22 protein-coding genes are annotated in these 23,512 nt (G+C 33.1%); 17 read left to right on the top strand and 5 right to left on the bottom strand.

Annotated elements, in window-relative coordinates; genetic code table 11:
* Nucleotides 1–47: 47 nt before the first annotated feature.
* From IJE13_RS01245 to hisS, 4 genes are read right to left on the bottom strand one after another with little or no spacing between them, the layout of a single operon-like run.
* Complete coding sequence (locus IJE13_RS01245) at nt 48–821, bottom strand: sugar phosphate isomerase/epimerase (RefSeq protein WP_292776114.1); 774 nt, start codon at nt 819–821, stop codon at nt 48–50.
* A gap of 25 nt (nt 822–846) precedes the next feature.
* Nucleotides 847–2,955 (bottom strand): PINc/VapC family ATPase, encoded by a 2,109-nt coding sequence (locus IJE13_RS01240; RefSeq protein WP_292776112.1) that lies wholly within the window; start codon nt 2,953–2,955, stop codon nt 847–849.
* Between the two features lie 42 nt (nt 2,956–2,997).
* Nucleotides 2,998–3,411, bottom strand: a complete 414-nt coding sequence (hisI, locus tag IJE13_RS01235; RefSeq protein WP_292776110.1) for a phosphoribosyl-AMP cyclohydrolase — start codon at nt 3,409–3,411, stop codon at nt 2,998–3,000.
* Nucleotides 3,412–3,465: 54 nt separating this feature from the next.
* Complete coding sequence (gene hisS, locus IJE13_RS01230; RefSeq protein ID WP_292776108.1) at nt 3,466–4,770, bottom strand: histidine--tRNA ligase; 1,305 nt, start codon at nt 4,768–4,770, stop codon at nt 3,466–3,468.
* Nucleotides 4,771–5,049: 279 nt separating this feature from the next.
* Between hisS and IJE13_RS01225 the strand changes: the two genes are divergently transcribed.
* From IJE13_RS01225 to IJE13_RS01160, 14 genes are all read left to right on the top strand, one after another.
* The gene (locus IJE13_RS01225) at nt 5,050–8,595 is read left to right on the top strand and encodes an Ig-like domain repeat protein (RefSeq protein ID WP_292776105.1); all 3,546 of its coding nucleotides are present in this window, start codon (nt 5,050–5,052) and stop codon (nt 8,593–8,595) included.
* 214 nt (nt 8,596–8,809) lie between these two features.
* Nucleotides 8,810–9,373 (top strand): DUF2115 domain-containing protein, encoded by a 564-nt coding sequence (locus IJE13_RS01220; protein ID WP_292776102.1) that lies wholly within the window; start codon nt 8,810–8,812, stop codon nt 9,371–9,373.
* Between the two features lie 53 nt (nt 9,374–9,426).
* Nucleotides 9,427–9,957, top strand: a complete 531-nt coding sequence (locus tag IJE13_RS01215; protein ID WP_292776100.1) for a DUF2115 family protein — start codon at nt 9,427–9,429, stop codon at nt 9,955–9,957.
* 8 nt (nt 9,958–9,965) lie between these two features.
* Nucleotides 9,966–10,871, top strand: coding sequence for a shikimate dehydrogenase (gene aroE, locus IJE13_RS01210; protein ID WP_292776098.1), 906 nt, complete (start codon nt 9,966–9,968; stop codon nt 10,869–10,871).
* Nucleotides 10,872–10,918: 47 nt separating this feature from the next.
* Nucleotides 10,919–11,680, top strand: a complete 762-nt coding sequence (locus tag IJE13_RS01205; protein WP_292776096.1) for an ATPase — start codon at nt 10,919–10,921, stop codon at nt 11,678–11,680.
* A 101-nt stretch (nt 11,681–11,781) separates the two neighbouring features.
* Nucleotides 11,782–12,195, top strand: a complete 414-nt coding sequence (locus IJE13_RS01200) for a hypothetical protein (protein WP_292776093.1) — start codon at nt 11,782–11,784, stop codon at nt 12,193–12,195.
* Between the two features lie 291 nt (nt 12,196–12,486).
* Nucleotides 12,487–14,112, top strand: coding sequence for a glutamine hydrolyzing CTP synthase (gene pyrG, locus IJE13_RS01195; RefSeq protein WP_292776116.1), 1,626 nt, complete (start codon nt 12,487–12,489; stop codon nt 14,110–14,112).
* Nucleotides 14,113–14,368: 256 nt separating this feature from the next.
* A complete protein-coding gene (locus IJE13_RS01190; RefSeq protein WP_292776091.1) occupies nt 14,369–14,944 on the top strand; it encodes a hypothetical protein in 576 nt (191 codons plus the stop codon).
* Nucleotides 14,945–15,343: 399 nt separating this feature from the next.
* A complete protein-coding gene (locus tag IJE13_RS01185) occupies nt 15,344–16,282 on the top strand; it encodes an A24 family peptidase (protein WP_292776089.1) in 939 nt (312 codons plus the stop codon).
* 9 nt (nt 16,283–16,291) lie between these two features.
* A complete protein-coding gene (locus IJE13_RS01180; protein WP_292776086.1) occupies nt 16,292–16,741 on the top strand; it encodes a hypothetical protein in 450 nt (149 codons plus the stop codon).
* Nucleotides 16,742–16,982: 241 nt separating this feature from the next.
* Complete coding sequence (locus IJE13_RS01175; protein WP_292776084.1) at nt 16,983–17,798, top strand: hypothetical protein; 816 nt, start codon at nt 16,983–16,985, stop codon at nt 17,796–17,798.
* Nucleotides 17,799–17,860: 62 nt separating this feature from the next.
* On the top strand, nt 17,861–18,400 hold the full coding sequence (locus tag IJE13_RS01170; RefSeq protein WP_292776082.1) for a zinc ribbon domain-containing protein: 540 nt from the start codon (nt 17,861–17,863) through the stop codon (nt 18,398–18,400).
* 52 nt (nt 18,401–18,452) lie between these two features.
* Nucleotides 18,453–19,136, top strand: coding sequence for a TIGR00289 family protein (locus IJE13_RS01165; RefSeq protein WP_292776080.1), 684 nt, complete (start codon nt 18,453–18,455; stop codon nt 19,134–19,136).
* A gap of 102 nt (nt 19,137–19,238) precedes the next feature.
* Entirely contained in the window at nt 19,239–19,832 is a 594-nt protein-coding gene (locus IJE13_RS01160) for a hypothetical protein (protein ID WP_292776078.1), read from the top strand.
* Nucleotides 19,833–19,872: 40 nt separating this feature from the next.
* Here IJE13_RS01160 and IJE13_RS01155 read toward each other — a convergent pair whose 3' ends face one another.
* Complete coding sequence (locus IJE13_RS01155) at nt 19,873–20,421, bottom strand: hypothetical protein (RefSeq protein WP_292776075.1); 549 nt, start codon at nt 20,419–20,421, stop codon at nt 19,873–19,875.
* 311 nt (nt 20,422–20,732) lie between these two features.
* Here IJE13_RS01155 and IJE13_RS01150 point away from each other — a divergent pair, with 311 nt between their 5' ends.
* The 3 genes from IJE13_RS01150 (at nt 20,733) to IJE13_RS01140 (ending at nt 23,392) form a co-directional block, all read left to right on the top strand.
* A complete protein-coding gene (locus tag IJE13_RS01150; protein WP_292776072.1) occupies nt 20,733–21,602 on the top strand; it encodes a DUF1002 domain-containing protein in 870 nt (289 codons plus the stop codon).
* A gap of 330 nt (nt 21,603–21,932) precedes the next feature.
* Nucleotides 21,933–22,457 (top strand): hypothetical protein, encoded by a 525-nt coding sequence (locus IJE13_RS01145; RefSeq protein ID WP_292776069.1) that lies wholly within the window; start codon nt 21,933–21,935, stop codon nt 22,455–22,457.
* A 338-nt stretch (nt 22,458–22,795) separates the two neighbouring features.
* Nucleotides 22,796–23,392 carry a thymidylate kinase gene (locus IJE13_RS01140; protein WP_292776067.1) on the top strand — a complete coding sequence of 199 codons (597 nt, stop codon included), beginning with the start codon at nt 22,796–22,798 and terminating at the stop codon, nt 23,390–23,392.
* Nucleotides 23,393–23,512: the final 120 nt, after the last annotated feature.

Raw genomic sequence — 23,512 nt, 5'->3', positions numbered from 1 at the left:
TCTTATTTTTTATATATGCTAATTTGCATAATAAATTTTTTTTAAATTTATTTAATTAATCCTAAATTCTTCATGTATTCCAAACTTTTTTCAATGAAATCTACAGACATTAACTCTAACATGTAGATGCCATCATACTTTTTCTTAGTAAAAACATCAAAGAACCCATTTACATCAAAAGTCCCATCACCTAATGCAAGGTGTGTGTCATCATCGCCAGGATTATCATGCACATGTATGTGTTTAATTGAGTCGAAGTAAATTTCATCTGGAGTGAAGCCATTTGTATGGGCATGACCTATATCCATAGTCATAGGAAGGTCAAGCTTGACTAATGTATCATTCAGTTGATTCACATCCATGAACATAAAGTCAGTTATGTTAGGAAGATTTTCAATGCATGCATCAACGCCACTGTCTTTTGCATAATCTCCAACTACTTTAAGATGTTCTTCGGATATTTGATAAATAATATCTTCTCTTCCTCTTCCATGAAATCCAAGAATTCCTGGATGAACAACAACAATCTTGCTGTCGATTATGTTTGCAAGGTCGATTGATCTTTTTATTTCACTTACTGAAAAATCGGCAACTGCCGGATTCAAGGAAGCGATATTGACGTCAATGAATGGAGAGTGAACAGTGTATTTCAAGTCATATGAGTTAATGAGGTCTATCAGTTCATTGTCATCATTGATTTCCCTATAAGGGTAATCATGGACTATTTCAACATAATCAATATACTTATTGCTGTCAAAGTATTCTAAAGCTTCTTCTATTGTCCTGTCTTCTGTTGCTAACATTGAAGCTCCTATTTTCATCATATCTCCTCTATTATATAATTATTTAATCTCTAACTCTTGCAACAACTCTTAAGCCTTTATCCAAACCATTTATGATTTCATCTGTCAAGTCAAGGTTCTTATTAAGCTTTACGTAGCCTCTTTTGCCTACAGTTGCTGTAAATATGTATTTGTCCTCTAAAAGAATGTCAAATGAACTGCCTACGAATTTCTTTCCTATAGGAAGTACAAGATGGCCCTTTCTTACTTCAGGGAAAAGTTCAAAAACTTCATAATAGAATTCAGAGGTTTCTCCTTCTTCAAAATCATCTTCATCTTCGCTTAAGTCAAAGTAATTGTCCTTGCTGTAATCCTTTTTGCCTTCATCTATAATGTAATCATCTATATTGTCATTATACTCTTTCAATTGGGACTTTTTGGACTTCTTATGCTTGTCTTTCTTATCTTTTTTAGACTTTTTTGATCTTTTTGAAAGTCTTTCTGTAAAACTGTCAGGTGCCTTTTCAAGAGGTTCAACATTCATGCTTATTCCAATCTCATTTTCAAGTTCAGCTATTCTTTTACCTCCTTTTCCAATGATTTTAGGAATGTATTTCTCGGTTATGTAAATGTTTACTCTCCTATCGCTTTCCATGCTCACTTCAATGGCTGCCTTTGGAGTTATCCTTTTCATGGTTCTTAGGATTTCCCTTTCCGCTATCATTTGGACAGGAGTCTTTTCCTGATTCATCTTTGCCTTTTTGGACTGTTCCACCATTCCAATATCCATTACGATAGTCTGTTCACCATAAGTGTAAATCTCGTTGACTAATGTTCCTGTTTCAAAGTCCCTTACTTCAATTACAGGTCTTGCAAGATCTCTTTCTTCCATTCCACTTGGAACCTTTACTGTAAGCTTGTTTTCATAAATAGCTGATATTTCACCATCTTCAATATAGATTGTAGTGTCTACGATTGATGGAATTGTACCTAAATCAACTCTGCTTGCAATCCTTTGAATTGCATCGATAGGCCTTGTAGCGTGAACAACACCAATCATTCCTACACCTGCAAGTCTCATGTCTGCAAATATATTGAAGTCATGGTTCTTTCTAAGCTCATCGTAAATGGTGAAGTCAGGTCTGACTAATAGCAATATGTCTGCAGTGTTCTCCATATCCCCTTCAAGAGGAGCATATTGGGTGATTGTATCTCCCACCTGCAAGTCTCTTGGAGATTCCATGGTTTTCACTACCTTATTCAATTCTTCATCATAGAATTTAGCTATTGCCTGTGCAAATGTACTTTTACCTGCTCCAGGTGAACCTGAAATCAATATTCCCCTTGCACTGTTTGTCAATCTTTCAATCAATTGACTTGATAAGTGGTATTGGTCAAGTGAAACTTCAGCTACAGGTCTTACTGCAGTTATTTCAAGGGCTTCTGAGAAAGGAGGTCTTGCTATTGATATTCTAAGGTCTCTTGATTGAACTACAATAGCTCCTTGCTTGTCCACTTCCAAGTATGTTTTTGGATCGTATCTTTCCTTTTCAAGGATTTCCTCTGCAATCGCTTCCAATTGCTTGTATGTGAATTTCTCATCTGCGAGCTTTACAAGTTCAATATGTCCTGGCTTTCCCTTTTTAGCCATTGGAACAACATTTTCCTTTAAATGAACGCTCATGGTGTCATCATCAAAGAATTTAGCTATTTTCAAGTCTATTGCACCTTTGTATTCCTGTGCATAATAGATTGTAGGTATTCCTTGTGCCTCTGCAGTCTTTGCTTGGATCTTATCGCTTGTTAATAGCAGTGCAAGTTCATCCTTTGCAACATCTCTGATTAATCCGTCTATCTCTCCAAGCTTTGCATTGTCCTTTTCAAATTTGGTAGGCCTTCTGCCGGTTATCCTGATTGATATTTCACCGATTTCAGCTAAATCCTGAAGTTTCTTTACATTCTCAAGACCTCTGATTCCTGTCGGTCTTTGATTGTTAGCTTGATGTTCGAGTTCTGCGATTACAGCTTCTGGTATGATGATTTCTGGATAGTTCAATCCTTTTTCTTTTATTATTTTCTCTACATTTCCTTCTATGATTGCACTTGTATCTGGTACAATTCTTTTTATCTCATCAACTTCATCATTGTATTCGCTGTTGTAATCATAATCCATTATTTCACCTCCTTTGAGGTTTTTTTGATAATCCATTAAATATTATCCATACATTTCCTTTGGATCAAACAATCTTTCAGATATTATTTCTATATCATCATCTGTAAGATTGTCAATGTCAATGTTTTCCTTATCAATGTCCAATTGCCTAAAGAAGCAAGATCTGTATCCTTCGTGGCATGCTGCACCGATTTGCTCAACCTTCATTATGATTGCATCTGCATCACAGTCAATGTACATTTCCTTAACGGTTTGAACATTTCCAGAGCTTTCTCCCTTTAGCCATTGCTTTTGTCTTGAAGTGGAGTAGTAATGAGCCTTTTTGGTCTTTAATGTTTGCTCTACAGCTTCCTTATTCATGAAAGCCACCATCAAGACTTCGTTTGTTTTCCAATCTTGTGCGATACCGATTACCAAATCTTCTCCACCCATGTTAAGTCTGAAATTCAATTCCATTGTCACACCTTTATTATAAAATAAAAATTGTTATTTATCAATTGTAAATTTTTCTTAATTGTATAATTTGTCTTTAATATAATCGACTACTTCATCAATAGCTACCAATTCCTGTTCTCCAGATAACATGTCCTTTACAGTGACTCTTCCTTCTTCTAAGTCACGTTCTCCAACTAAGACAGTGTATTTTACATCAATCTTGTTTGCATAAGCCAAGATCTTCTTGAATTTCTTTCTGGACAAGTCAACTTCAGTTGGAATGTCTGCCTTTCTAAGAGTCTGAGCAATATTGAATGCCTCATGTCTTGTAGAGTCTGAAATAGCTGCAACATAAGTGCTTACGATAGGTTCAAGTTCTGGCTTTCCATTAAGCTCTTCGATTGCATTCATTAATCTGTCAAATCCTAATGCGAATCCTGTAGAGACAACGTCTTCTCCACCGAATAATTTAACGAGATTGTAAGTTCCTCCACCGCACACTTGCTTTTGTGCACCAAGTCCTTCTACATATACCTCAAATACTATTCCTGTATAGTAGTCAAGTCCTCTTGCAACTCCAAGATTGAGTTTGTAGTTGAAGACTTGGAAACTTTCAAGGGTCTTTACAAGTTCCTTGAACTCTTCAAGAGCTTCTTTAGTTTCTTCGTAAGGTGATACGAGTTCTTCAATGTCTTCAATTATAGAAGAGTCACCAACCATATCCATAAGCTTGAACAATACTTCGTTCAATTCTGGCTTGTCTTTGATGATAGGATTGTCTCCAACCAATGATTCTTTAAGAAGATCCTTATCCCCTTTATCTATAACTACCATGATTTCTCTTTGGGTTGCAGTATCAATGTCAAAGTGAGCAAACAAGCCTCTGATAATTCCCAAGTGGTTCACATTGAATTCAGCGGTTGAAATTCCAAGCTCTTCGATTGCATTGTTGCACATTGCAATCACTTCAGCCTCACCTTCAGGGGTCTTTGCACCAATCAATTCACAGCCGAATTGCCAGAATTGTCTGAATCTGCCCTTTTGAGGTCTTTCATATCTGAAGCAGCTTCCATAGTAGTAAATCTTGATTGGTTTTGAAGTCTTTTGCAATTCATTTAAATATAATCTTGCAATAGGAGCAGTGATTTCAGGTCTTAAGGCAAGGTCCCTGTCTCCCTTGTCCTTGAAGTTGTATAATTGGTCTACAATCTCCTCACCGGATTTTGTAGTGAATAATTTTAAGTCTTCAAATAGTGGTGTCTGCACTTCGCCGAAACCATAGTTTTCAAATACATTTCTTAATGTATCTTCAGCCATCTTTCTTTCTCTCATTTCTTCAAAGAGGAAATCCCTTGTTCCCCTTGGTCTTTCAAATTCCATTATTGACTCTCCGTTACTTTTAATGATTTAATAAGTATGAATTATTGTTTAAATAGTAAATCGTTTAACAATATTATATTTAATATTTATTTTATATAATAGTTGTTAATAATATGGTATTTTTTGGAAAATTTCATAGTTCTGAATGATGTTTTGCTTTTGAATGATATTCATTTTTAAGAACATTTTTTGAATATTATTACAATTATATGGAAATTATTATATAATAAATGAAATATAAAATGAATTAATAAAAGATTATATTTAGGGGAACCCTATATGATTAAGAGAAAGCACATTTTTTTACTGCTGGTAATTCTCATTTCAATGCTTTGCATCTCTGCCGTAAGCGCAGCAGAGGATGCTTCAGGAGAGATTATCAGTGCGGATAATGATCTTGCTATGGATGAAAGCATCAATGATAATGCCTTATCAAGCAATGATGATGAACTTATTTTAGATGACAATAATGGTGATGGGCTTGTTTGGAGTGAAAATGCCGAGACAGCACTGGCTGAAGGAGAAACTACAACAGGTTCATTCACAGACTTGTACAATGACATTCAAGGAAAGACTGAAGTTACTTTATATCGTAATTATAAATTTAATGGCACTGATGTTGACGATTCCGCTTATAAAAATGGTATTACCATTGAAGGTGCAGTGATCATTGATGGTAATGGCCATACAATTGATGGAAATCATAATGCAAGAATCTTCAATGCAAATAATGATGCCGTGTTTATAAACATTAACTTCATAAATGGAAATACCGGAGGAGATGGTGGAGCAATAAATAAGGGTAATGCCTATTACTGCAACTTCACTGGAAACAGCGCATTCTATGGTGGAGCAATTAGAAGTGGGACTGCCTATAACTGCAGCTTCACAAGTAACAGCGCATTGCATGGTGGAGCAATTAGAAGTGGGACTGCCTATAACTGCAGCTTCACAAGTAACAGCGCATTCTATGGTGGAGCAGTGTACAGTGGTACTACTTACAACTCTAACTTCACAAGTAACAACGCAACTATGGGCGGAGCAATGTATGATGGTACTGCCTACTACTGCAACTTCACAAGTAATACTGCAACATTTGATGGTGGGGCAATGTATAGAGGAACCTCAGTTCTTTCTACATTTAAAGATAATGTTTGTGAAGGAACAACTTTTGTCCCTCTTTTCGATATAAGTGAATTCATTACCACAGCTAATTCAGGTGAAAAGCTATTCTTCAATCTAACCTATAATGGTGAAGTGTTCACTGGATTGAACACTACAATGAAAGTCTACAATGATAGTTCAGAAATCTTTACGGCTTCATTTGATGGTGAAAAGGATGGGTATGCCATAAATTTACCCGTGGGTGTTTATAATGCTAAGTTAACACTTGTAAGTTACCCAGAAGTCACCTGCGAAATAAAAATTATAATCCCTGATGGAAGCACATTTTTTGACTTGAACAGGACCATAAACAACGATACTGATGCTGTAATCTCTTTAGATGGAGATTATAAATTTAATTCAACTGTGGATTCTGCCTTTGTAAATGGTATTGTAATCGACCGTAACGTAACCATTGAGGGTAATGGCCATACAATAGATGGGAATAATAGTGCAAGGATTTTCTATGCAAATGAAAATGCAACATTTAAAAACATTAACTTCATAAATGGATATTCTAGAGAAAAAGGTGGAGCCATCTACGGAGGTACTGCCAACTACTGTAACTTCACAGAAAACTTTGCTGCAAATGGTGGAGCAATATTCAATGGTACTGCTAACAACTGCATATTCACTGGTAACACTATAATATTGGATGGATATGATGGATCAGCTGGTGGAGCAATGCTGTATGGTACTGCTGACTACTGCATATTCACAGGAAACTATGCAACTTTTGGTGGAGCCATTTTTGGAGGTAGTGCCAACTACTGTAACTTCACTGGTAATACCGCAAGGGTTGGTGGAGCCATCTACGGAGGTACTGCCAACTACTGTAACTTCACTGGTAACATCGCATATAGTTTAGGTGGAGCAATGTACTATGGTACTGCCTATAATTGTAGTTTCACTGGTAACACCGCAAGTGAGGGTGGAGCAATGGATGGAGGTACTGCCTATAATTGTAGTTTCACTGGTAACACCGCAAGTGAGGGTGGAGCAATGAATAGGGGTACCGCGGTTCTTTGTACATATGAAAACAATGACTGTTTTAGAACAATTTTTGCCCCATTTTTCAATATCAGCGAATTTATTACCTCAGCTAATTCCGGTGAAAAAATATTCTTTAACTTAACCTACGAAGATGCAATATATACTGGATTGAACACTACAATGAAAGTATACAATGATAGTTCAGAAATATTCGTAGCTTCCTTTGACGGAGATACGGATGGATTTGCCATAGATTTACCAGCGGGCATTTACAAAGCTAACCTAACACTTGCTGACTACCCTGTGATTACTCGTGTAATAACATTATACATTACAGCTCCAACTACAATTTCTGCCCCAGATTTCACTACAGAATATGGGAAGGAAGACTATTTTGTAGTCACATTGGCAGATATTGATACCAAACCTATTATCGGTGCTGAAATAACTGTCTATTTAAATGGGAAAACCATTACTAATCATACTGATGGCAACGGTCAAATGAAAATTCCTACACAAGGATTGGATATTGATACATATGATGTGGAAATCAACTATGCAGGAAACAAGACATATAATGTATCAAGTGCCACTGCAAAAATCACAGTGACCAAGATCAATACATCAATCACACCTGCAGTGGAATCCATCAATCTGTTTGTAGGGAATGATTATAAAGTCGAATACACTTTAAGTCCTGATGGTGCGGTTGGAGAGATAAGTTTCACAAGCAATGACACCAAAGTGGCTACTGTGGATTTCACCGGAGCAATCAAGGCAATCGGTGAAGGAACAGCAACCATAACCATTGACTTCTTAGGAAGTACAAATTATAAGGCTTCAAGTGCAACAGTAAATGTGGTTGTCAACAGGAAATCAACTCAAATAACAACTGATGATGTTTCTACTACCTATAATGTCAACAAGGACCTTGTAATCACTCTTAAGAATGCTGATGGAAATCCTATTAGGGGAGTGACAGTATCTGTTGATTTAGATGGCGCTAAAAACTACACAACAGATTCAGATGGTCAAGTCAAGGTGGCTGTTGGCAAGCTGGTTCCAAAGACCTACACTGCTCTAATAAGCTTTGCAGGTGATGACAGCTATGTTGAATCAAATTCAACTGCTCAAGTTACAGTCAAGAAGGCAAGTCCAACAATAACTGCAAATGCGAAATCCTTTAAGTTTGAGGATAAGACCAAGAAATACATAGTCGCCCTAAAAGATAATAAGGGGAATGTGTTGAAAAACAAGAAGATTTCCTTGAAGGTCAATGGAAAAACATACACAGCCACTACAAACAGTAAAGGTGTGGCCACATTCAAGCTTTCCAAGTTGACCAAGAAAGGCAAATATAATGCGGTTATCACTTATGCAGGAGACAAATACTATAATAAGGTCACAAAGAAGGCTAAGATTACTGTCAAGGCTCCTGCCTGGAAAACTGTAGCGAAAGGCAGCAAAGACAAGGCAATGGTCAAGAAGATCCAAAGGGCTTTGAAGAACAACGGATATTACTTATCCTACAAAGGCCGTTACTTGAAAGTTGATGGAATCTATGACAAGTACACTGTAATGGCTGTAAAGCAGTTCCAAAAGGACAAAAAGCTTAAAGTGACTGGAAAAGTTGACTATGCAACTGCCAAAAAATTGAAATTGATTTAAAAGAGTTTAAAATAAACTCTTTTAACCATTTTTTTTAAATAATTTTTCCCCTATTTTCTCATTTCTTTTTTTATAAAATTTAAACCAAATATTTGTTTGAGTTATAATATTTTAAGGAAAATTTGAGAATTTTATAATAAATTATTTTTATATAATACATAAAATTTTAAATGATAAAATACTATAAATTATTATAAAATAAGTAAGTGGAATTATGTTTGAAGAATTGCATGAACTCTTAGAGGATAAAAAGATTTCAAAGAATGATCTTTTGGCTATTTTAAAGGAAAAAGCCCAAAAGATATCTGTTTTTGATTTGATGGATGCCAATAAGTATATACTTCAGGATGTGGAGTTTGTACAGGATAAATATCAGGATGACTTCCGTCAAGCTTATGTCAAGCAATTCATTGGCCATATAAACAATATTAAAAAGGACAATACCGATTATGACAGCATGGGCAAAAAGGAGAGAATTGATAAGAAACAGTTTGAAAAGTCATTAGAGGATTTGCATAATGTTTATGATGGTGTGGACTTTGACAAGGATAAGGTACAGCTTATTTACTGTTTAGTATCTCTTTATGCCACATTTATATTGAATGAGCCTATTCATTCACTGGACACTCCTTTCCCAGGCAATTTGAAGATTAAGAAGTTAGGTAAGTTCTATTATTGTCCTGTTAAGGCAACTCAAAAGAATACTGAAGGGGCAGTTTGCAATATCTGCATTTCACGCGAGATTGATTATGATCCGAAATTAAATGCAAGCAGTTAAGGATTATTTTTTAAAAGAACCATTCATATAATTGATTAACACTTTGTGATAGGATGTTTGAAAAGTTTGATGCATTGATAGGGGAAGACGATAAAATATCAAAGGACGATCTTATGGTTGTCTTAAAGGATGAGCTTACTGATGTTTCTGTTTTTGATTTGATGATCATATCTGCTGAAATCATTGAAAACAACAAATATGTTCAGGAATCCTATCAAGAAAAAAGCAAAAAGATTTACATAGACTTTTTCTTAAACAGAGTGAAGGAAATAAGAAGCAATGATACTGTTTATAATGATTATTTCAATAGGGATGGCTTTGTAGAAAAACTAAACAATTTAAAGGAGATTTACAAATCTATTTCTACAGATAGAAAAAACAAAAGCCCATTAATTAATTTGGTGGTATCCCTTTACACTACATTTGTGCTTGATGAGCCTATTCATCCTATTGGAACTCCTTTCCCTGGCTCTTTAGAGGTCATTATGGAAAATGGAGTCTATTATTGCCCAGTTAAAGAGGCTAATATGAATACTCCGAATTCTGTGTGCAGGCTTTGCATAGCTGAACAGTTAGATTTTTAGGTGATAAAATGGTAGATGGAAAAACAAAAATATTAGGAGTTATTGGAGACCCTATTGAACACACTTTCTCTCCAGCTATGCATAATGCTGGACTTGATGCTTTAAATCTAAATTACATTTATCTTCCATTCCATGTTAAGGAAGACAGATTAGGTGAATGCATTCAAGGTGCAAAGGCTATGGGAATTGAAGGTTTGAATGTAACAATACCCCATAAAACCAATGTCATGAAACACCTTGATGATATCGATTCAGTAGCTTCAATGATTGGTGCAGTAAACACCATTCAATTTAATTTTGATGAAAATAATGAGTCATCCAATCAAAATAATGAAACTTATGTTACAACAAAAGGATTTAACACTGATGGATATGGATGTGTCCGTGCAATTAAGGAAAAAACTTCAATAAATAACAAAAAAGTTACCATCACAGGTGCAGGTGGAGCAGCAAGGGCAGTTGCATTTCAGATAGCAAGCAGTGGAATAGATGAGCTGTCAATATTGAATCGTAATTCAAGCAAAGCCGAATCACTTGCAAATGATCTGGAATCCAATTTAAGTGAAGCAGGTATTGATATAACTATAAATAGCTGTGAAATTGAGAATCTGAAAAGGGAATTGGACAGTTCAGACATATTTATAGACACAACACCTATTGGAATGTATCCGAATGTGGATGATAAGCCAATAGCAAGTGCAGATATGCTTCATGAGGAGCTTGTTGTAAATGATATCGTTTACACTCCTATGGAAACATCCTTGATAAAGGAGGCATTAAAGGCCAATGCAGAAGTTGTTTATGGATATAAGATGCTATTGTATCAAGGAATCAGAAGTTTTGAAATCTGGTTGGGCAGAGATGCTCCAGTGGATGTTATGGAAAAGGCATTATTGGATGTTTTAGGTATTTGATTTTAATTTTTATTTTAACTTTAATTTTAATTTTTTTTAGTGATATTATGGATGATTTTCTATCAAATTTTGTTTTGAAAGATGATGAAAAGGATCTGTCTGATTCAAAGAAGGATGTTATGAAGTTCTTAAAACAAATAGGTGTTGACACCCGCTTTGTTAGCTTCTTTGATGATGATGGAGACATTAAGCTTTATATAGAAAATCTCCGCTTTTCAAAGTTTTCCAAAAAAAGAAGAGAAACCTTCAATAGGCATTATCCTGATATTGAGGTTGTAAGGTCATCTCTTTTTCAAAAGATCTGTTCAAGGTCTTCAAAGACATTGGCAGAGTCCTTAAGCCCAAAGGAAAGGATTCTCATTCCAAGAATGGATAATGATTACAACAAGTTTTTATACATAGTGATTGAGCCTTATTCAAGAAAATATGGCATAAGATTCATTGAATATGATGAAAACATCAGTGCAGATGACTTTGATTCTGTCATTTCCCCATTGAACCTAAATCAGGAAGTAAATCATATTCTTAATGATATCTTTGATGGAAAGGGAATCGAATGGGATAGGAAATTAAACTTATCCAATATTTATGATTTGGACTTAAAGGATAAGGACATCATATTCCCATTTATAAACGTTCCTCAAGAGTGGATAAATGACTTCTTAGGCATTGAAAAGGAATATGAGATAGACTATGAAAACGAAGACATTGCAGAGTCATTCATGGGATTCTTGACTGAGATAAATCCACAATTCAAGGAGAATGTTTTGGCTGCATCTTCATTTTTGGAAAGTCATCAAAAACAATGAAATAATGAAAATTATTAAACATAGTTAAATACAATAAAGAATAAACATTATAATTAATTAATAATTTAAAAATTTTTTGTGATTATTAACGAGGTTTTAACATGGCAAATGAAATTACTGCAGAATTAAATGATGAACAATTTGAAAGATATCAAATCATGCAAGAAAATGGATTAAGCATTGGTGAAGCTATAGACTTGATTTTCTATTTACGTGATCAATATGGAGTTCGCAATGATCAGCTTCTTGAAGATAGGCTTGAACAGTTAATCATCAAAAAATCTAAATTAGAAGAGGAAATGAAGAATACTGACAATGATTTAACTGCAGAATTACAAAAAGTAACTGCAGAAATGGAGGTCCTTGATAAATTAAAAGACACTGCATATGACTTTGAAGCTAAAGAGAAAATCTTGGAAAAAGAGTATTCTCCACTTGATGATTCTTATGAAATGAAGATTCAAGCACATAAACGTGGAATCAAATGGGGAAAATTCTTCAACAACATTTTATGATTTCACTTTTTTTAACCTTTTTTCTTTTCTTTTTTTAATATATTTTTTTAACTATTTTTTAAAATCTTATTTTATCTTTATTTTAAATTTTAATCCTTAATAATGCTCATTTTATATGCTTATCTAAAATCATAATTCTTTTAAATTTTTCAAATAATAGATTCATAAGATAAGTTTTATATAATAAATTAAACTAATATTTTATTGAGTATTCATTATGGATTTTTTTATAAGAAATTTATGAAAAATTCATATCAAAATCAATATTAAATTTATTAGGAGTGGATTTGTCTGACAAAATATATTATAATAACTGGTGGAGTAGTTAGTTCCATAGGAAAAGGAATTACTTCTGCATCCATTGGCCGTATATTACGTTCATACGGCTTGGAGGTTGCAGCTATTAAAATTGACCCATATTTAAACTGGGATTCTGGTACCTTAAACCCATATCAGCATGGTGAAGTGTTTGTAACCTATGATGGTATGGAAACTGACCTTGACTTAGGTCACTATGAAAGGTTCCTGGACGTAGAGCTTCCAGGAATATCTAACATCACTACCGGTAAGGTCTATCAATCTGTCATTTCAAAGGAAAGAAAAGGTGATTTCCTAGGAGCTTGTGTGCAGATCATCCCTCATATCACAAATGAGATTAAGGAAATGGTACGTGAAATTTCCGCTAAGGACGACTATGATGTTGTCTTAGTTGAATTGGGAGGTACCGTAGGGGATATCGAAAGCCAGCCATTCCTAGAAGCATTGAGACAACTGAGAAACGAGGAAGGTTCTGAAAATGTAATGTTCGTCCATGTGACCTTTGTTCCTTACTTGAATGCTGCAGGTGAATTCAAGACAAAGCCAACTCAACACTCCACAAAAGAATTGAGAAGCATGGGTATCAACCCTACCATGATCGTTTTAAGAAGCCAGGAACACATTGATGATGATATAAAAAGAAAGATAGCTCACTTCTGTGACGTGGAATTTGAAGCTGTTGTAAACACTCCTGATGCTCAATCAATCTATGAGGTTCCTTTGGTATTGGATAGGGAAAATGCCGGCCAGTTCATATCCGATAGAATCAATTTGGGAATTGATTTTGAAAATGACAAGAATACTCTTGGAGAATGGGAAGAGATTGTAAACTCCCTAAAGATACAAAGCCCTGTTGTGACAATCGGTATTGTAGGCAAATATGTTGAATTGGAAGACGCTTATATCAGTATAAGGGAATCATTGCACCACGCAGCAGCTAAAATCGGAGCTAAAATGAATATTGTATATCTCAGTTCTGATGTTGATGTGGACAATGAGGAAGAATTGAAGGCTTTCCAAGAAGAGCTCTCCAAGCTTGACGGTATCTTAATCCCTGGAGGATTTGGTGACCGTGGTGTGGAAGGTAAGCTACAGGCTGTTGACTATGCAATAGAAAACGAGGTTCCTATCTTCGGTATCTGTTTAGGTATGCAATGTATGGTAATCCAATTTGCAAGAAGAATTGGAATGGAAGATGCAAACAGCAGTGAATTTAAGGAAAACCTCAAATACCCTGTCATTGACATGATGGAAGAGCAAAAGAAAATCAAGAATATGGGTGGAACCATGCGTTTAGGTGCTTATGACTGCAAATTGATTGACGGCACCAAAACAAAAGAGGCATATGGTGAAGACCTCATTCAGGAAAGGCACAGACACAGATTTGAATACAACAATGAATATAGGGATGTCTTGACAGAAAACGGTCTTGTGATTGCAGGTACAACCCCTGATGATTTCCTGGTTGAAATTGTGGAATTGCCTGACCATCCTTGGTTCATTGGATGTCAATTCCATCCAGAGTTCAAATCAAGACCAAACAATGCGCATCCATTGTTTGCTTCATTCGTGAAGGCTTCTTTTGATAACAAGGAATAAATAATTAATTATTTATTTTCTTTTTTTTCTATTTCCAAACTTTTAAAAAAAGTTTGATCAAAATTTTTTCTTTTTTTCATTTTTTTTAACTTTTTAACTTTCTAACTTTTTAATTACTATTTTTGATTTTACACAATTGTGATTTTGTGCAATTGTGCAAATAATATTTTTATTTTTTTCGCATTTCAAATCATTTTATATTGAATCAAGACCTATTTAATAATATATTCAATAAAAAAATTATTAAAGGGGTAATATGACAGAAATAAGTAAAAATAATAAGGAAATAGGAAAAACAATAGCTACAAAGGTTCCTATAAACATACATAATCAATTGATTGGCTTAATAGAAAATGGTGATTACTTAAGCATTTCAGATTTTTTAAGGGAAGCGATTAGGGAACAGCTGAAGACTTATAAGGTTGCCAATTTCAGGGAAATAGATTATTTTGATGCAAAAAAGGAAGTCTTGAGCTATTTCATAAAATATAATGATTGCTTCTTGGATGAGATAGCCATTGATCTGGAATTGGATTTTGAATTGGTCTTCAACATCATCAATGACCTTATTCTGGAAGGGAGAGTCGTTAAGATATCATATGATGAATTGTTTGAAAAGAGAGGAATCAACAATCCCGATATGATTAATTCAATAGAGGATAGTCAATTGAAACTTGAAGGAAAACGGTTGATTGTCGAATCAAGGGAGAAGGATTATGAATTCATTAGCATAAGACATAATTTCGATTATAAATATGCATTTAAGAATAATGGTGTTGTAGTGGATAATGCTTCTGTAATACTGTCTGAAGCATATTCCTTTGTCAAATAATCCTTTCTTGTTTTTTTTTTAAAATTTTTATGTTTACAGTTTAATTATACTTTTTTAATTATTTCGTAATTAACGATGTGATTTTACTTTTTTTATTAGTTAATAATTTACGATTTGGTTTTATTTTTTTAATTTAACGCTAATTTTTCACTTTAAAATCAATATAACAATTAATTTGAACTTATTTAGTTTAAAAAACTATAATATTTAAATATAATGAAAAAATAATATTCAATTGTCTTATAAAAACAATTTAAACATATTAAATTAGTTTTTTTAAGATTATCTCCATTGATATAATTCCATTAATAGCATTATTTTATATAATATTAGAAAATGGGTCCTATAATGGAATTGTAATGGTTCTAATTAATTAGTTCTAACATTGGAGGTTAGATCTTGTATGCTTGTATTTTTATTAGGAATGTTCTGGATTTCTATCTGAATCATCTGTTTGGCAATATTCATCTTTTATTCAAATCATCTCAGATACATTTGTTCGTAATACTATTAATTCTATTGATTGCCGATTGTTATGATTTGAAATTTGGAATAATTCCTAATAAATTAAGCTTAGTTCTATTGGTTTATGGGATGGCCTTTAATCTAATTTTAAGCATATTATTCGATGATTCATTTATCCTGCTGTTCTCTATAGCTTTGACAGCCTTAATTGGAATAATGTCATTCATTTTATGGTACATCGGATTTTGGGGTGGTGGAGACTTGAAGGTCTTCATTGGATTGTCATTATCATTATCCTTTCTGGATTCAAACCATTTCTCAAGTCTAAATCTACCAATTTCTAATCAATTCATATTTTATCCAAAACCAATTTCAATACTTTTAAATGCCATTTTAATAGCTTTTGCATTGATTTTCATAGTAATTGTCTATGAAATCATGAAAAATAAAAAGATAAGATATTATTCATTTTTATCAATCATTGATTCTAAATGCGCATTTAATCAATTGACAAGAAAATCCGTAGACATTGAAAGTTTGGAAGAAGGTATGGTATTGGACAAATACTATTTTAAAAATCAAATGGCATATAATCGATTTAATGATGAAAAGAGGAACAATCCGAATATTAATTTGAATGCTTATAAGGAAGATGACCTCTATTATTTTTACACTGGGAATAGGATAGGACTAACAAAAGATGATGTGGTATTAATTATGGATTTCTATCATAATGACTTAATAAAAAATCCTAATTTTGAAATTAAGATTGGAATGCCATTCATGCCATTTATTACCTTAGGATATGTGAGTTTTTTATTATTCGGGGATTTCATATCAATCATTTCAGGTTTTATAAAATTATTATTTTAGAGGAAAACAATGAAAGATATCATTAAAGACAATAAGGGTCAAATATCCCTTGAATATATTCTAGGTTCCATGATAGTTATTTTAATAATCAGCCTCATCTCTGTTCCTATTCTAATAACTGCAATGGATTATTCTAATGATATTATCGATTCAATAAACTGCAAAAGCGAATTGTCAAAAATAACCGATGCCATTGACTTCTGCTATGCTTCTGGAAAGGGATCAAAGAGGATTGTATATGTGGATTTCAATCATGATGTAGACATTAACTTTAATAATGACGGCGAAAATGGATTGGCATCAGTTTATCTGAATCTATCGGACACTTCAAAGGAGATTGAATGTTCATTCGATTATCCTGATCTAAATGAAAATGTCCATTTGTCAAAGGGATTGAATAAGATAATTGTAAAATGGGATGAGGATTCAGAAAGGATAGAAATCAATAGAATTATTTAATAAAATCTCTTTTCATAAAATATATAAATTAATTATTTTAAATATATAAGTAGAATAATAATTCTTAATTTTAAAATATTTAAATTTAAATTGATTAAAAACTTAAATAAATTAAGTAATTTAGTTTTATTTTAAAAATTAGGACTTATTTGAGTGTAATTTTTATTTATAAATTTATTCTACCACTTATAAATTAAATAAAGATAGATTTATACGAAAATTGTGAAAAGAGTTGATTATAATGGATTTAGTTACTGGAATCATATTTCTAATTCTATTCCTTATAATTATGGTATTTGCGTTTTCCATGGGGATCTTATCTCCATTTGTAGGTAAAAAGGAAATAGTGTCCATAATTATAATCGGATTTGTTCTTGGCGCTATCGGAGGATACTTCTTCATTGACCCTATCTATGATGAAAGTCCTTATGCGATAGGTAACCTTCAAGGGCTGTTTACAATGGATAGTGAAGTAATTAACCTGAATATCCCATCAACTTCCAATATCAGTGATGTTACCAATGACATCAATAATCTAAGTGGTGTGAACTCTGTAAGCACTAACGGCTTTGAGCTGAAGACAGGATTCATCAAGAACAGCACAAAGATCTATGTTGAAAATCATTTGAGAAGCGACCCTGAGATAGAATCATTCAAGGTAACCAACAATTCAGTATCAGTGGATTTGAAAAATCCTGCTAGTTCAACCACTACACTCGGCTCTCTTGTCAATTGGCTAAGCAATAAGGCTGGAGTAGGCTCTGAATTCGCATTTGTTCATATTCAGGTCCATGTAAATGCAAATGATGTGGTGGAAGTCAGGGATTATTTGAATGAAAGCCATTATAATATTGTTTCAATTGAAGGGCCTGTGCAGAATACAATTCATTATCTTGAGGACCATTTGGCTCCAACTTATGTTGTGATGATTATTTCAGGACTTGTAGGTGTGGCTGTAGCGATTGCAGGAATATTCGTAGAGCCTTTGACAAAATTTACCAGAAGATTCAAAAAGGACCAGTCTGAAAAGTTAAGAGGACGAAGAAGGAGACGTTAATCAATTCTTTATCTTTATTCATTTTTTATTTTTATATGTACAATTCATTAAAGGGGGATAAAATGACTAAATTCTGTCCGGAATGTGGATTTGAGCAGCACAGTGATGATAATCGCTTTTGTTCAAATTGCGGTTTTGATTTTTCTAAATTAGAGGATATTGAATCAGATAATTCTATTGTTAATGTTCCTATTAACTCTAAAGGGGATTCTGTTTCTAAACCACTAAGCTCTGATGCTTCTAAAAAATCCATTTCTGGTGCTTCTTCTACTTCAAGTGCTAAAAGTTCATCATCTTCCAGTACTAGAACCGCTAAAACTTATACAAGCAATTCATCTGAAAATGGCTTTTTATCCAATTTATCCTTTAATAAATGCTTTTTGGCATTTGCATTGCTTTTAATATTCCTGCTTATCCTTGGAATGATTAGCGATGCAACACAAACAGAACCATATTCAGATAACGGATTAACTTCATTCATGGAAAGATCAAACAGTTATGGATTGTCAGACTTTATTGATGATTCCGATAATTATTATGATGATTCTGATTCAGAGTATCTGAAATATGGCGGCGATGGTGAATCTGATATTTTCAGGTAATATTTTAAATAATTTTCAAATAATTCTTTTTTTATTAAATATGGTGTAAATTATGAAATCTGCAGTTTTATTCTCTGGCGGAAAGGATAGTGTAATGGCTTTAAACTATGCTATAAACAATGGAGATGATGTTGATTATCTTCTATCAATCAAGTCTGAAAATGATGAGTCATATATGTTTCACGTTCCAAACATTCATATGACAGACCTGATATCACAAGCTGTAGAGATACCAATCATTGAAGTCAATACTGCCGGTGTAAAGGAAGAGGAGCTGGAAGATTTAAAGGATGGTTTCAAACAGCTTAAATCACTTGGAATCGAAGCGATTTACACTGGTGCTCTCTTTTCAACCTATCAAAAGTCAAGAATAGAAAGATTGGCTGATGAGATTGGCATTAAGGCAATTTCACCATATTGGCATATGGATCCGAAGGAATATATGGACTTGGTGATTGATTCAGGCTTTAAGGTAATAATCAGCGGCGTTTTTGCTGAAGGGCTGGATCAGACATGGTTAGGCAGGCTAATTGACAGGGAAGCTTTAGAGGAATTGGAAAAAATAAGCGAGAAAACCTATATGCATCTTGCTTTTGAAGGTGGAGAGGCAGAGACATTGGTTATTGATGGTCCAATATTCAAAAAAAGGATTGAAATATTAGATGCAGATATAGATTGGCACTTGGACAATGGTACCTATAATGTAATCGATGCACGTTTGGTTGATAAGGAATGATAAGAAATATTGATCAGTCATGTTTAGTTCTATGGAATAATTGCAAATATTTATATTTGACAATGTCCTTCTTTTTTATATGGAGCAAATTGGGTGTATTATATGGATTTTAAAAAAAGCATTTTAACTGTTTCAATCATCTTGATGATTCTTTTCTCAATAGCCATTCTCATGAGTCCTATTTCTGCAGAGGACAATGCGCCAAAGGGCTTTGAAACATATTATATGAGAGGATATGGTTTCAATGTTCCAAGCTCATATAAATTGGTGGATGAAGGATGGGACGAAGTGAATCATTTAAATTATATGAATTTTCAGAAGGGTAATAATTTTGTAAACATTAGCCTAGAGAGACATTCTTCAAGCTTCAACAAGAATGTCATGGACGGATTCAGCTCTTTCAGATTGAATGATGAAAAGCTATACAAAACCTCAATATCTGGAATTACAGGATTTTACAATAAAAGGAATAAGGTCAAGACATTTGTCTTTGCATCTGAAGATGACATGGTCTATTTGCATGTAAAGGGGCCGAAAGTCTCCAATGTGGTTTCATCTATCAATCAAAGGGATTATAAGCCATATCACAACAGTGAGTATGATTTTGATGACGATGCATATTATGAGTCAGATGCCTTTGATGACTCCTTTGACGATTCCTTCGATGATGCATCATATTATAATTATGCTTGGTAAAAATCAGTCGTTAATGGATTAAATACAATGTTCACATCCATTATTGTGAAAAAACAATCTTATAATCTATTTTTCTCTTTTCTCTTTTTTCAGAATCCATCTTAACAAGGTCAAAAATCAGTTTGTCTTCAGTAAGTCTTTTCCACATCTTATATGTTTTTTTCAGGAAATCCTCATCCAAATCTCGTTTTTCACTTATTATCGGGCACTGATAAGTCATGTCATCCTCATCATAAATCAAATGCAGATTGTCATCTTTATCCAAATGTGGACTAAGTGGGAAAGACCTGCATTGAATTGGCCTTAGCCTTCTATTGCAATGTGGCGGATTGGTGCATTTGATATAATATACATTACCTTTCCAGGAATCCGGATATTCAATCTCATCTGTTGTTTCATAAAAGATCTCAAACCAATCGGATTCGTTATCCAGCATCTCCTCCTCGCCAGGAAGCAGATATAATACCATCTCTGCAATAACATTGTTCTTTTCACCGTTTTCAACGGTGCAGCAAATGGAATTGCAAAGCTCTCCACAATTGAACTGGCCTAATGGAGATGCATTCTCGGTCATATTATATATTTTCATATAGTCTTTTTTTCTTAGGGAGGATTTCATTTCATTCACATTTTTTGCACTGATTTAGATAATATTTATGTATCTTTTTCTTAAAAAGTTATTGATTATAGGGATTTGGAACCTAATTGAATATTTTATTGAAAAAACCATTCTTGAGACATATTTCATTAAAAGTCAGGAACTGATATCTTAACAAAAATTCTTGTTTTTTAACAAAAAATGGCTGTTTTCCTTATAAAACTTTCGTTTATGTAAAAAATAGATTACATTTATATACTAGATTGACAAAATAAGATTATGAATTTATAAGAGGTGATAAAATGCATAAAAGAATTCTAGCTATTTGCTTGGTAACCATGTTTTTAGCAATGGCTGTTATTCCAACTGGATTTGCTGCAAATACAGATCAAGTTGTAATAACATATGGTGAAACTGCATATATGAATCCGCAATACAAATCTGTTGTAGACAATTATTTTGCAGAGAAAGCTAATGTAGACTTAAACAATGTAAATTCAAAAGTAATCACTGCTGGGGATGTGAACAAGATTTCCAGTGGTTTTTCAGGTAAGTATTACAATTCCAATCAGATCTTTTCATCCGCTTTGCTTGACTTGAACCAAAACGGTGAAATTACCGTGGAAGTAGATGATTCAATCACTACAATCACTCCTGAAATGTATATGTCTGCACTTAAATCAGCAGGTATCCAAGGAGGACATGTCTATGTGACAAGCCCAGTTAGCGCTACCGGTGAATCCGCACTTGCAGGTATCATGGATTGTTATGAGGAAGCGACTGATGTTGAAATTCCGGAAAACGTGAAAGAGGCAGCCAATCAGGAGATTGCCACTCAAGCTGAAATCATAAACAATTCCAACGTCAGTGCCGATGACTTGAATAAGTTGGTGGAAGATGTCAAGGAAAAGGTTAGTGAGGAAAACATTACAGATCATGCAACAATTGTAAACATCATTAATGATTACAGTACAACTTACAATATCAACATATCTGATAATGATATAGAAAACCTTGCAGAGACCATTGAACAAGTTCAATCTGTTCAGGATGATGCAAATGCCTACAAAGAGCAAATAAGCGATATAGTAGACAGTTCATCTTCTGATGGCGGATTTTCCTTAGATGGAATATTCAATAGCATATTAAGCGTTTTCAATATAAATCTTTAAAATAATTTGGCAATTTATATTTGCTTAGATTATTTTTTTAATATTTTTTTAATATTTTTTTTAACTTTTTTTATTTTTCTTTTTTTCTTATTTTATTAGGTTATTTTTTAAATCGTGTTTTTTCTTTTTAATATTTTTAGTTTTTTTCCATTTTTTTAACTTTTTTTATTTTAAATTTTAGTTTTTTTCCATTTTTTTAACTTTTTTATCATTTTATGTCAAAAAATATCAAAAATTATTTATTAATAATTGAATAAATCTTCAATTAATTAATTTCAATAATCTAATAAACTCTGTTTATTATTTTATTCGGATTAAGGAGGAGAGAATATGAAATTTAATAGGATTGCAATTATAGCTATTTTGGCAATATTTGCTGTTGTTTTAGCAGGTTCTGCATCTGCATTTGATTTAGGTTTCTTAACCGGATCAGACAGTGAACCTCAAGAAGTAACAGTTGGAGGTATTGATTTCAGCATACCTGCTGGATTTACTGAAAATGAACAATATAAAATGGTAAATGAAAAAGCCGAGTCTTCTTCTATAGATTATTACATGTCATCTGCTGGTTATGAGGATGATACAAAAGCAAATGCTATTTATATATTAGTAGGAGATTACGGAGACTACAATGTCACAAATGATATAATTGAATATGTTTTAGAGTCAGAGGACTATGAAAAGAAAACTATCAATGGTCATGATGGTTATTTAGTTCAACAAACCGCTACAGACAGTTCTGACATGATGGATGTGGAACAGCCTATCTATATGTTTGTATATGAAGAAAATGGAGATTTAGTCTACCTTGGTGCAACTCAAGAATCTTATTTCAGTGATATTATTATAGAATAGATCATTTCTATTCTTTTTTTATTATCTTTTTTGTTTTATTTTGTTTTATTCTGTTTTTGAATTCTTTTTTTAATTCTATTTTCTCTTTTTTTAATTCACAAATACTAGTTCTTCTTATAGTAAATGATTTTTATAAAACTTTATAATGTATAATAGATATATAAATAGTTAATTAAGTTATTATATTAACTTATTATATTCATTTTGAAGAAAAAATTCAATGAAATAATCAATTGTTTTAATTAAAATTATGATTAATTATTCTTATATTTATACTATTAAAATATATTTTAATTAATCAATATTTTGTTTATTTTAATCGTCTGTGAGATGTTACAATGAAGAGGTTTATTGCTATAGATGGACTTGATGGTTCTGGCAAAGATACACAAGCAAGACTTATTAAAGAGAAATATGAAAAGGAAGGAACTGTGATAATCCGTTCTCATCCTACATCAGACAACTTCTTTGGCCGTCATTCCAAATCCGCTTTGGAAAAAGGGGGAAAGCTTAATAAGGTAATAGCCACTCTCTGTTATGGGGCGGATGCAATAAGATCTGTTATCAAGTATTACGGCAAGGCAGACACTGTCATTTTTGTAAGGTATACATTGGCTGTTTCCTACCTGAACAAAGCCATCTCAGTTCCAGTCTATAAGCTTGTATGCTTTGCCCTTCCTGTTTCCGAATATTTCTTCTACTTGGATGTTTCTCCTGAAAAATTGGTTGAACGTGTGCAAAAGAGGAATGAAAAAGAGGAAATGTTTGAAAATTATGAAGCTTTTGTAAAGGTAAGGCAAAAGGCGGAACCGGTCTTATACAATTGGCATGTAATTCCTGCAGATGATGCGCCAGATGTTATATTTGCTAAAATAGAGGCTATTTTGGATGAATTGGATTCTAAATTATTAAATGAACCTAAAAAATTAGAATGATTCATTTACAATCTTTTTTTAAAAAATAGTTTTAAAATATTATAAATTTTTTTAAAATAATTATAAATAGTTTTAGATAGTTATAAATGGTTAAAAATAGTAAAAATAGCTATAAAAATA

Source organism: Methanobrevibacter sp. (genome assembly GCF_017410345.1).
In the GTDB taxonomy this organism is placed as follows: Archaea; Methanobacteriota; Methanobacteria; order Methanobacteriales; family Methanobacteriaceae; genus Methanobrevibacter.
Note: the sequence above shows the minus strand (reverse complement) of the source record. Positions and strands in the feature narration are given on the sequence as shown.

What these genes read in the sequence shown, in the direction of transcription:
- IJE13_RS01205 (WP_292776096.1), top strand. Translation starts at nt 10,919, where the DNA reads ATGGATGATTTTCTATCAAATTTTGTTTTGAAAGATGATGAAAAGGAT.
- IJE13_RS01145 (WP_292776069.1), top strand. Translation starts at nt 21,933, where the DNA reads ATGAAATTTAATAGGATTGCAATTATAGCTATTTTGGCAATATTTGCT.
- IJE13_RS01160 (WP_292776078.1), top strand. Translation starts at nt 19,239, where the DNA reads ATGGATTTTAAAAAAAGCATTTTAACTGTTTCAATCATCTTGATGATT.
- IJE13_RS01150 (WP_292776072.1), top strand. Translation starts at nt 20,733, where the DNA reads ATGCATAAAAGAATTCTAGCTATTTGCTTGGTAACCATGTTTTTAGCA.
- IJE13_RS01180 (WP_292776086.1), top strand. Translation starts at nt 16,292, where the DNA reads ATGAAAGATATCATTAAAGACAATAAGGGTCAAATATCCCTTGAATAT.
- IJE13_RS01220 (WP_292776102.1), top strand. Translation starts at nt 8,810, where the DNA reads ATGTTTGAAGAATTGCATGAACTCTTAGAGGATAAAAAGATTTCAAAG.
- IJE13_RS01170 (WP_292776082.1), top strand. Translation starts at nt 17,861, where the DNA reads ATGACTAAATTCTGTCCGGAATGTGGATTTGAGCAGCACAGTGATGAT.
- aroE (WP_292776098.1), top strand. Translation starts at nt 9,966, where the DNA reads ATGGTAGATGGAAAAACAAAAATATTAGGAGTTATTGGAGACCCTATT.
- IJE13_RS01165 (WP_292776080.1), top strand. Translation starts at nt 18,453, where the DNA reads ATGAAATCTGCAGTTTTATTCTCTGGCGGAAAGGATAGTGTAATGGCT.
- IJE13_RS01240 (WP_292776112.1), bottom strand. Translation starts at nt 2,955, where the DNA reads ATGGATTATGATTACAACAGCGAATACAATGATGAAGTTGATGAGATA.
- IJE13_RS01215 (WP_292776100.1), top strand. Translation starts at nt 9,427, where the DNA reads ATGTTTGAAAAGTTTGATGCATTGATAGGGGAAGACGATAAAATATCA.
- hisS (WP_292776108.1), bottom strand. Translation starts at nt 4,770, where the DNA reads ATGGAATTTGAAAGACCAAGGGGAACAAGGGATTTCCTCTTTGAAGAA.
- IJE13_RS01200 (WP_292776093.1), top strand. Translation starts at nt 11,782, where the DNA reads ATGGCAAATGAAATTACTGCAGAATTAAATGATGAACAATTTGAAAGA.
- IJE13_RS01190 (WP_292776091.1), top strand. Translation starts at nt 14,369, where the DNA reads ATGACAGAAATAAGTAAAAATAATAAGGAAATAGGAAAAACAATAGCT.
- hisI (WP_292776110.1), bottom strand. Translation starts at nt 3,411, where the DNA reads ATGGAATTGAATTTCAGACTTAACATGGGTGGAGAAGATTTGGTAATC.
- IJE13_RS01175 (WP_292776084.1), top strand. Translation starts at nt 16,983, where the DNA reads ATGGATTTAGTTACTGGAATCATATTTCTAATTCTATTCCTTATAATT.
- IJE13_RS01245 (WP_292776114.1), bottom strand. Translation starts at nt 821, where the DNA reads ATGAAAATAGGAGCTTCAATGTTAGCAACAGAAGACAGGACAATAGAA.
- IJE13_RS01225 (WP_292776105.1), top strand. Translation starts at nt 5,050, where the DNA reads ATGATTAAGAGAAAGCACATTTTTTTACTGCTGGTAATTCTCATTTCA.
- IJE13_RS01155 (WP_292776075.1), bottom strand. Translation starts at nt 20,421, where the DNA reads ATGAAAATATATAATATGACCGAGAATGCATCTCCATTAGGCCAGTTC.
- IJE13_RS01140 (WP_292776067.1), top strand. Translation starts at nt 22,796, where the DNA reads ATGAAGAGGTTTATTGCTATAGATGGACTTGATGGTTCTGGCAAAGAT.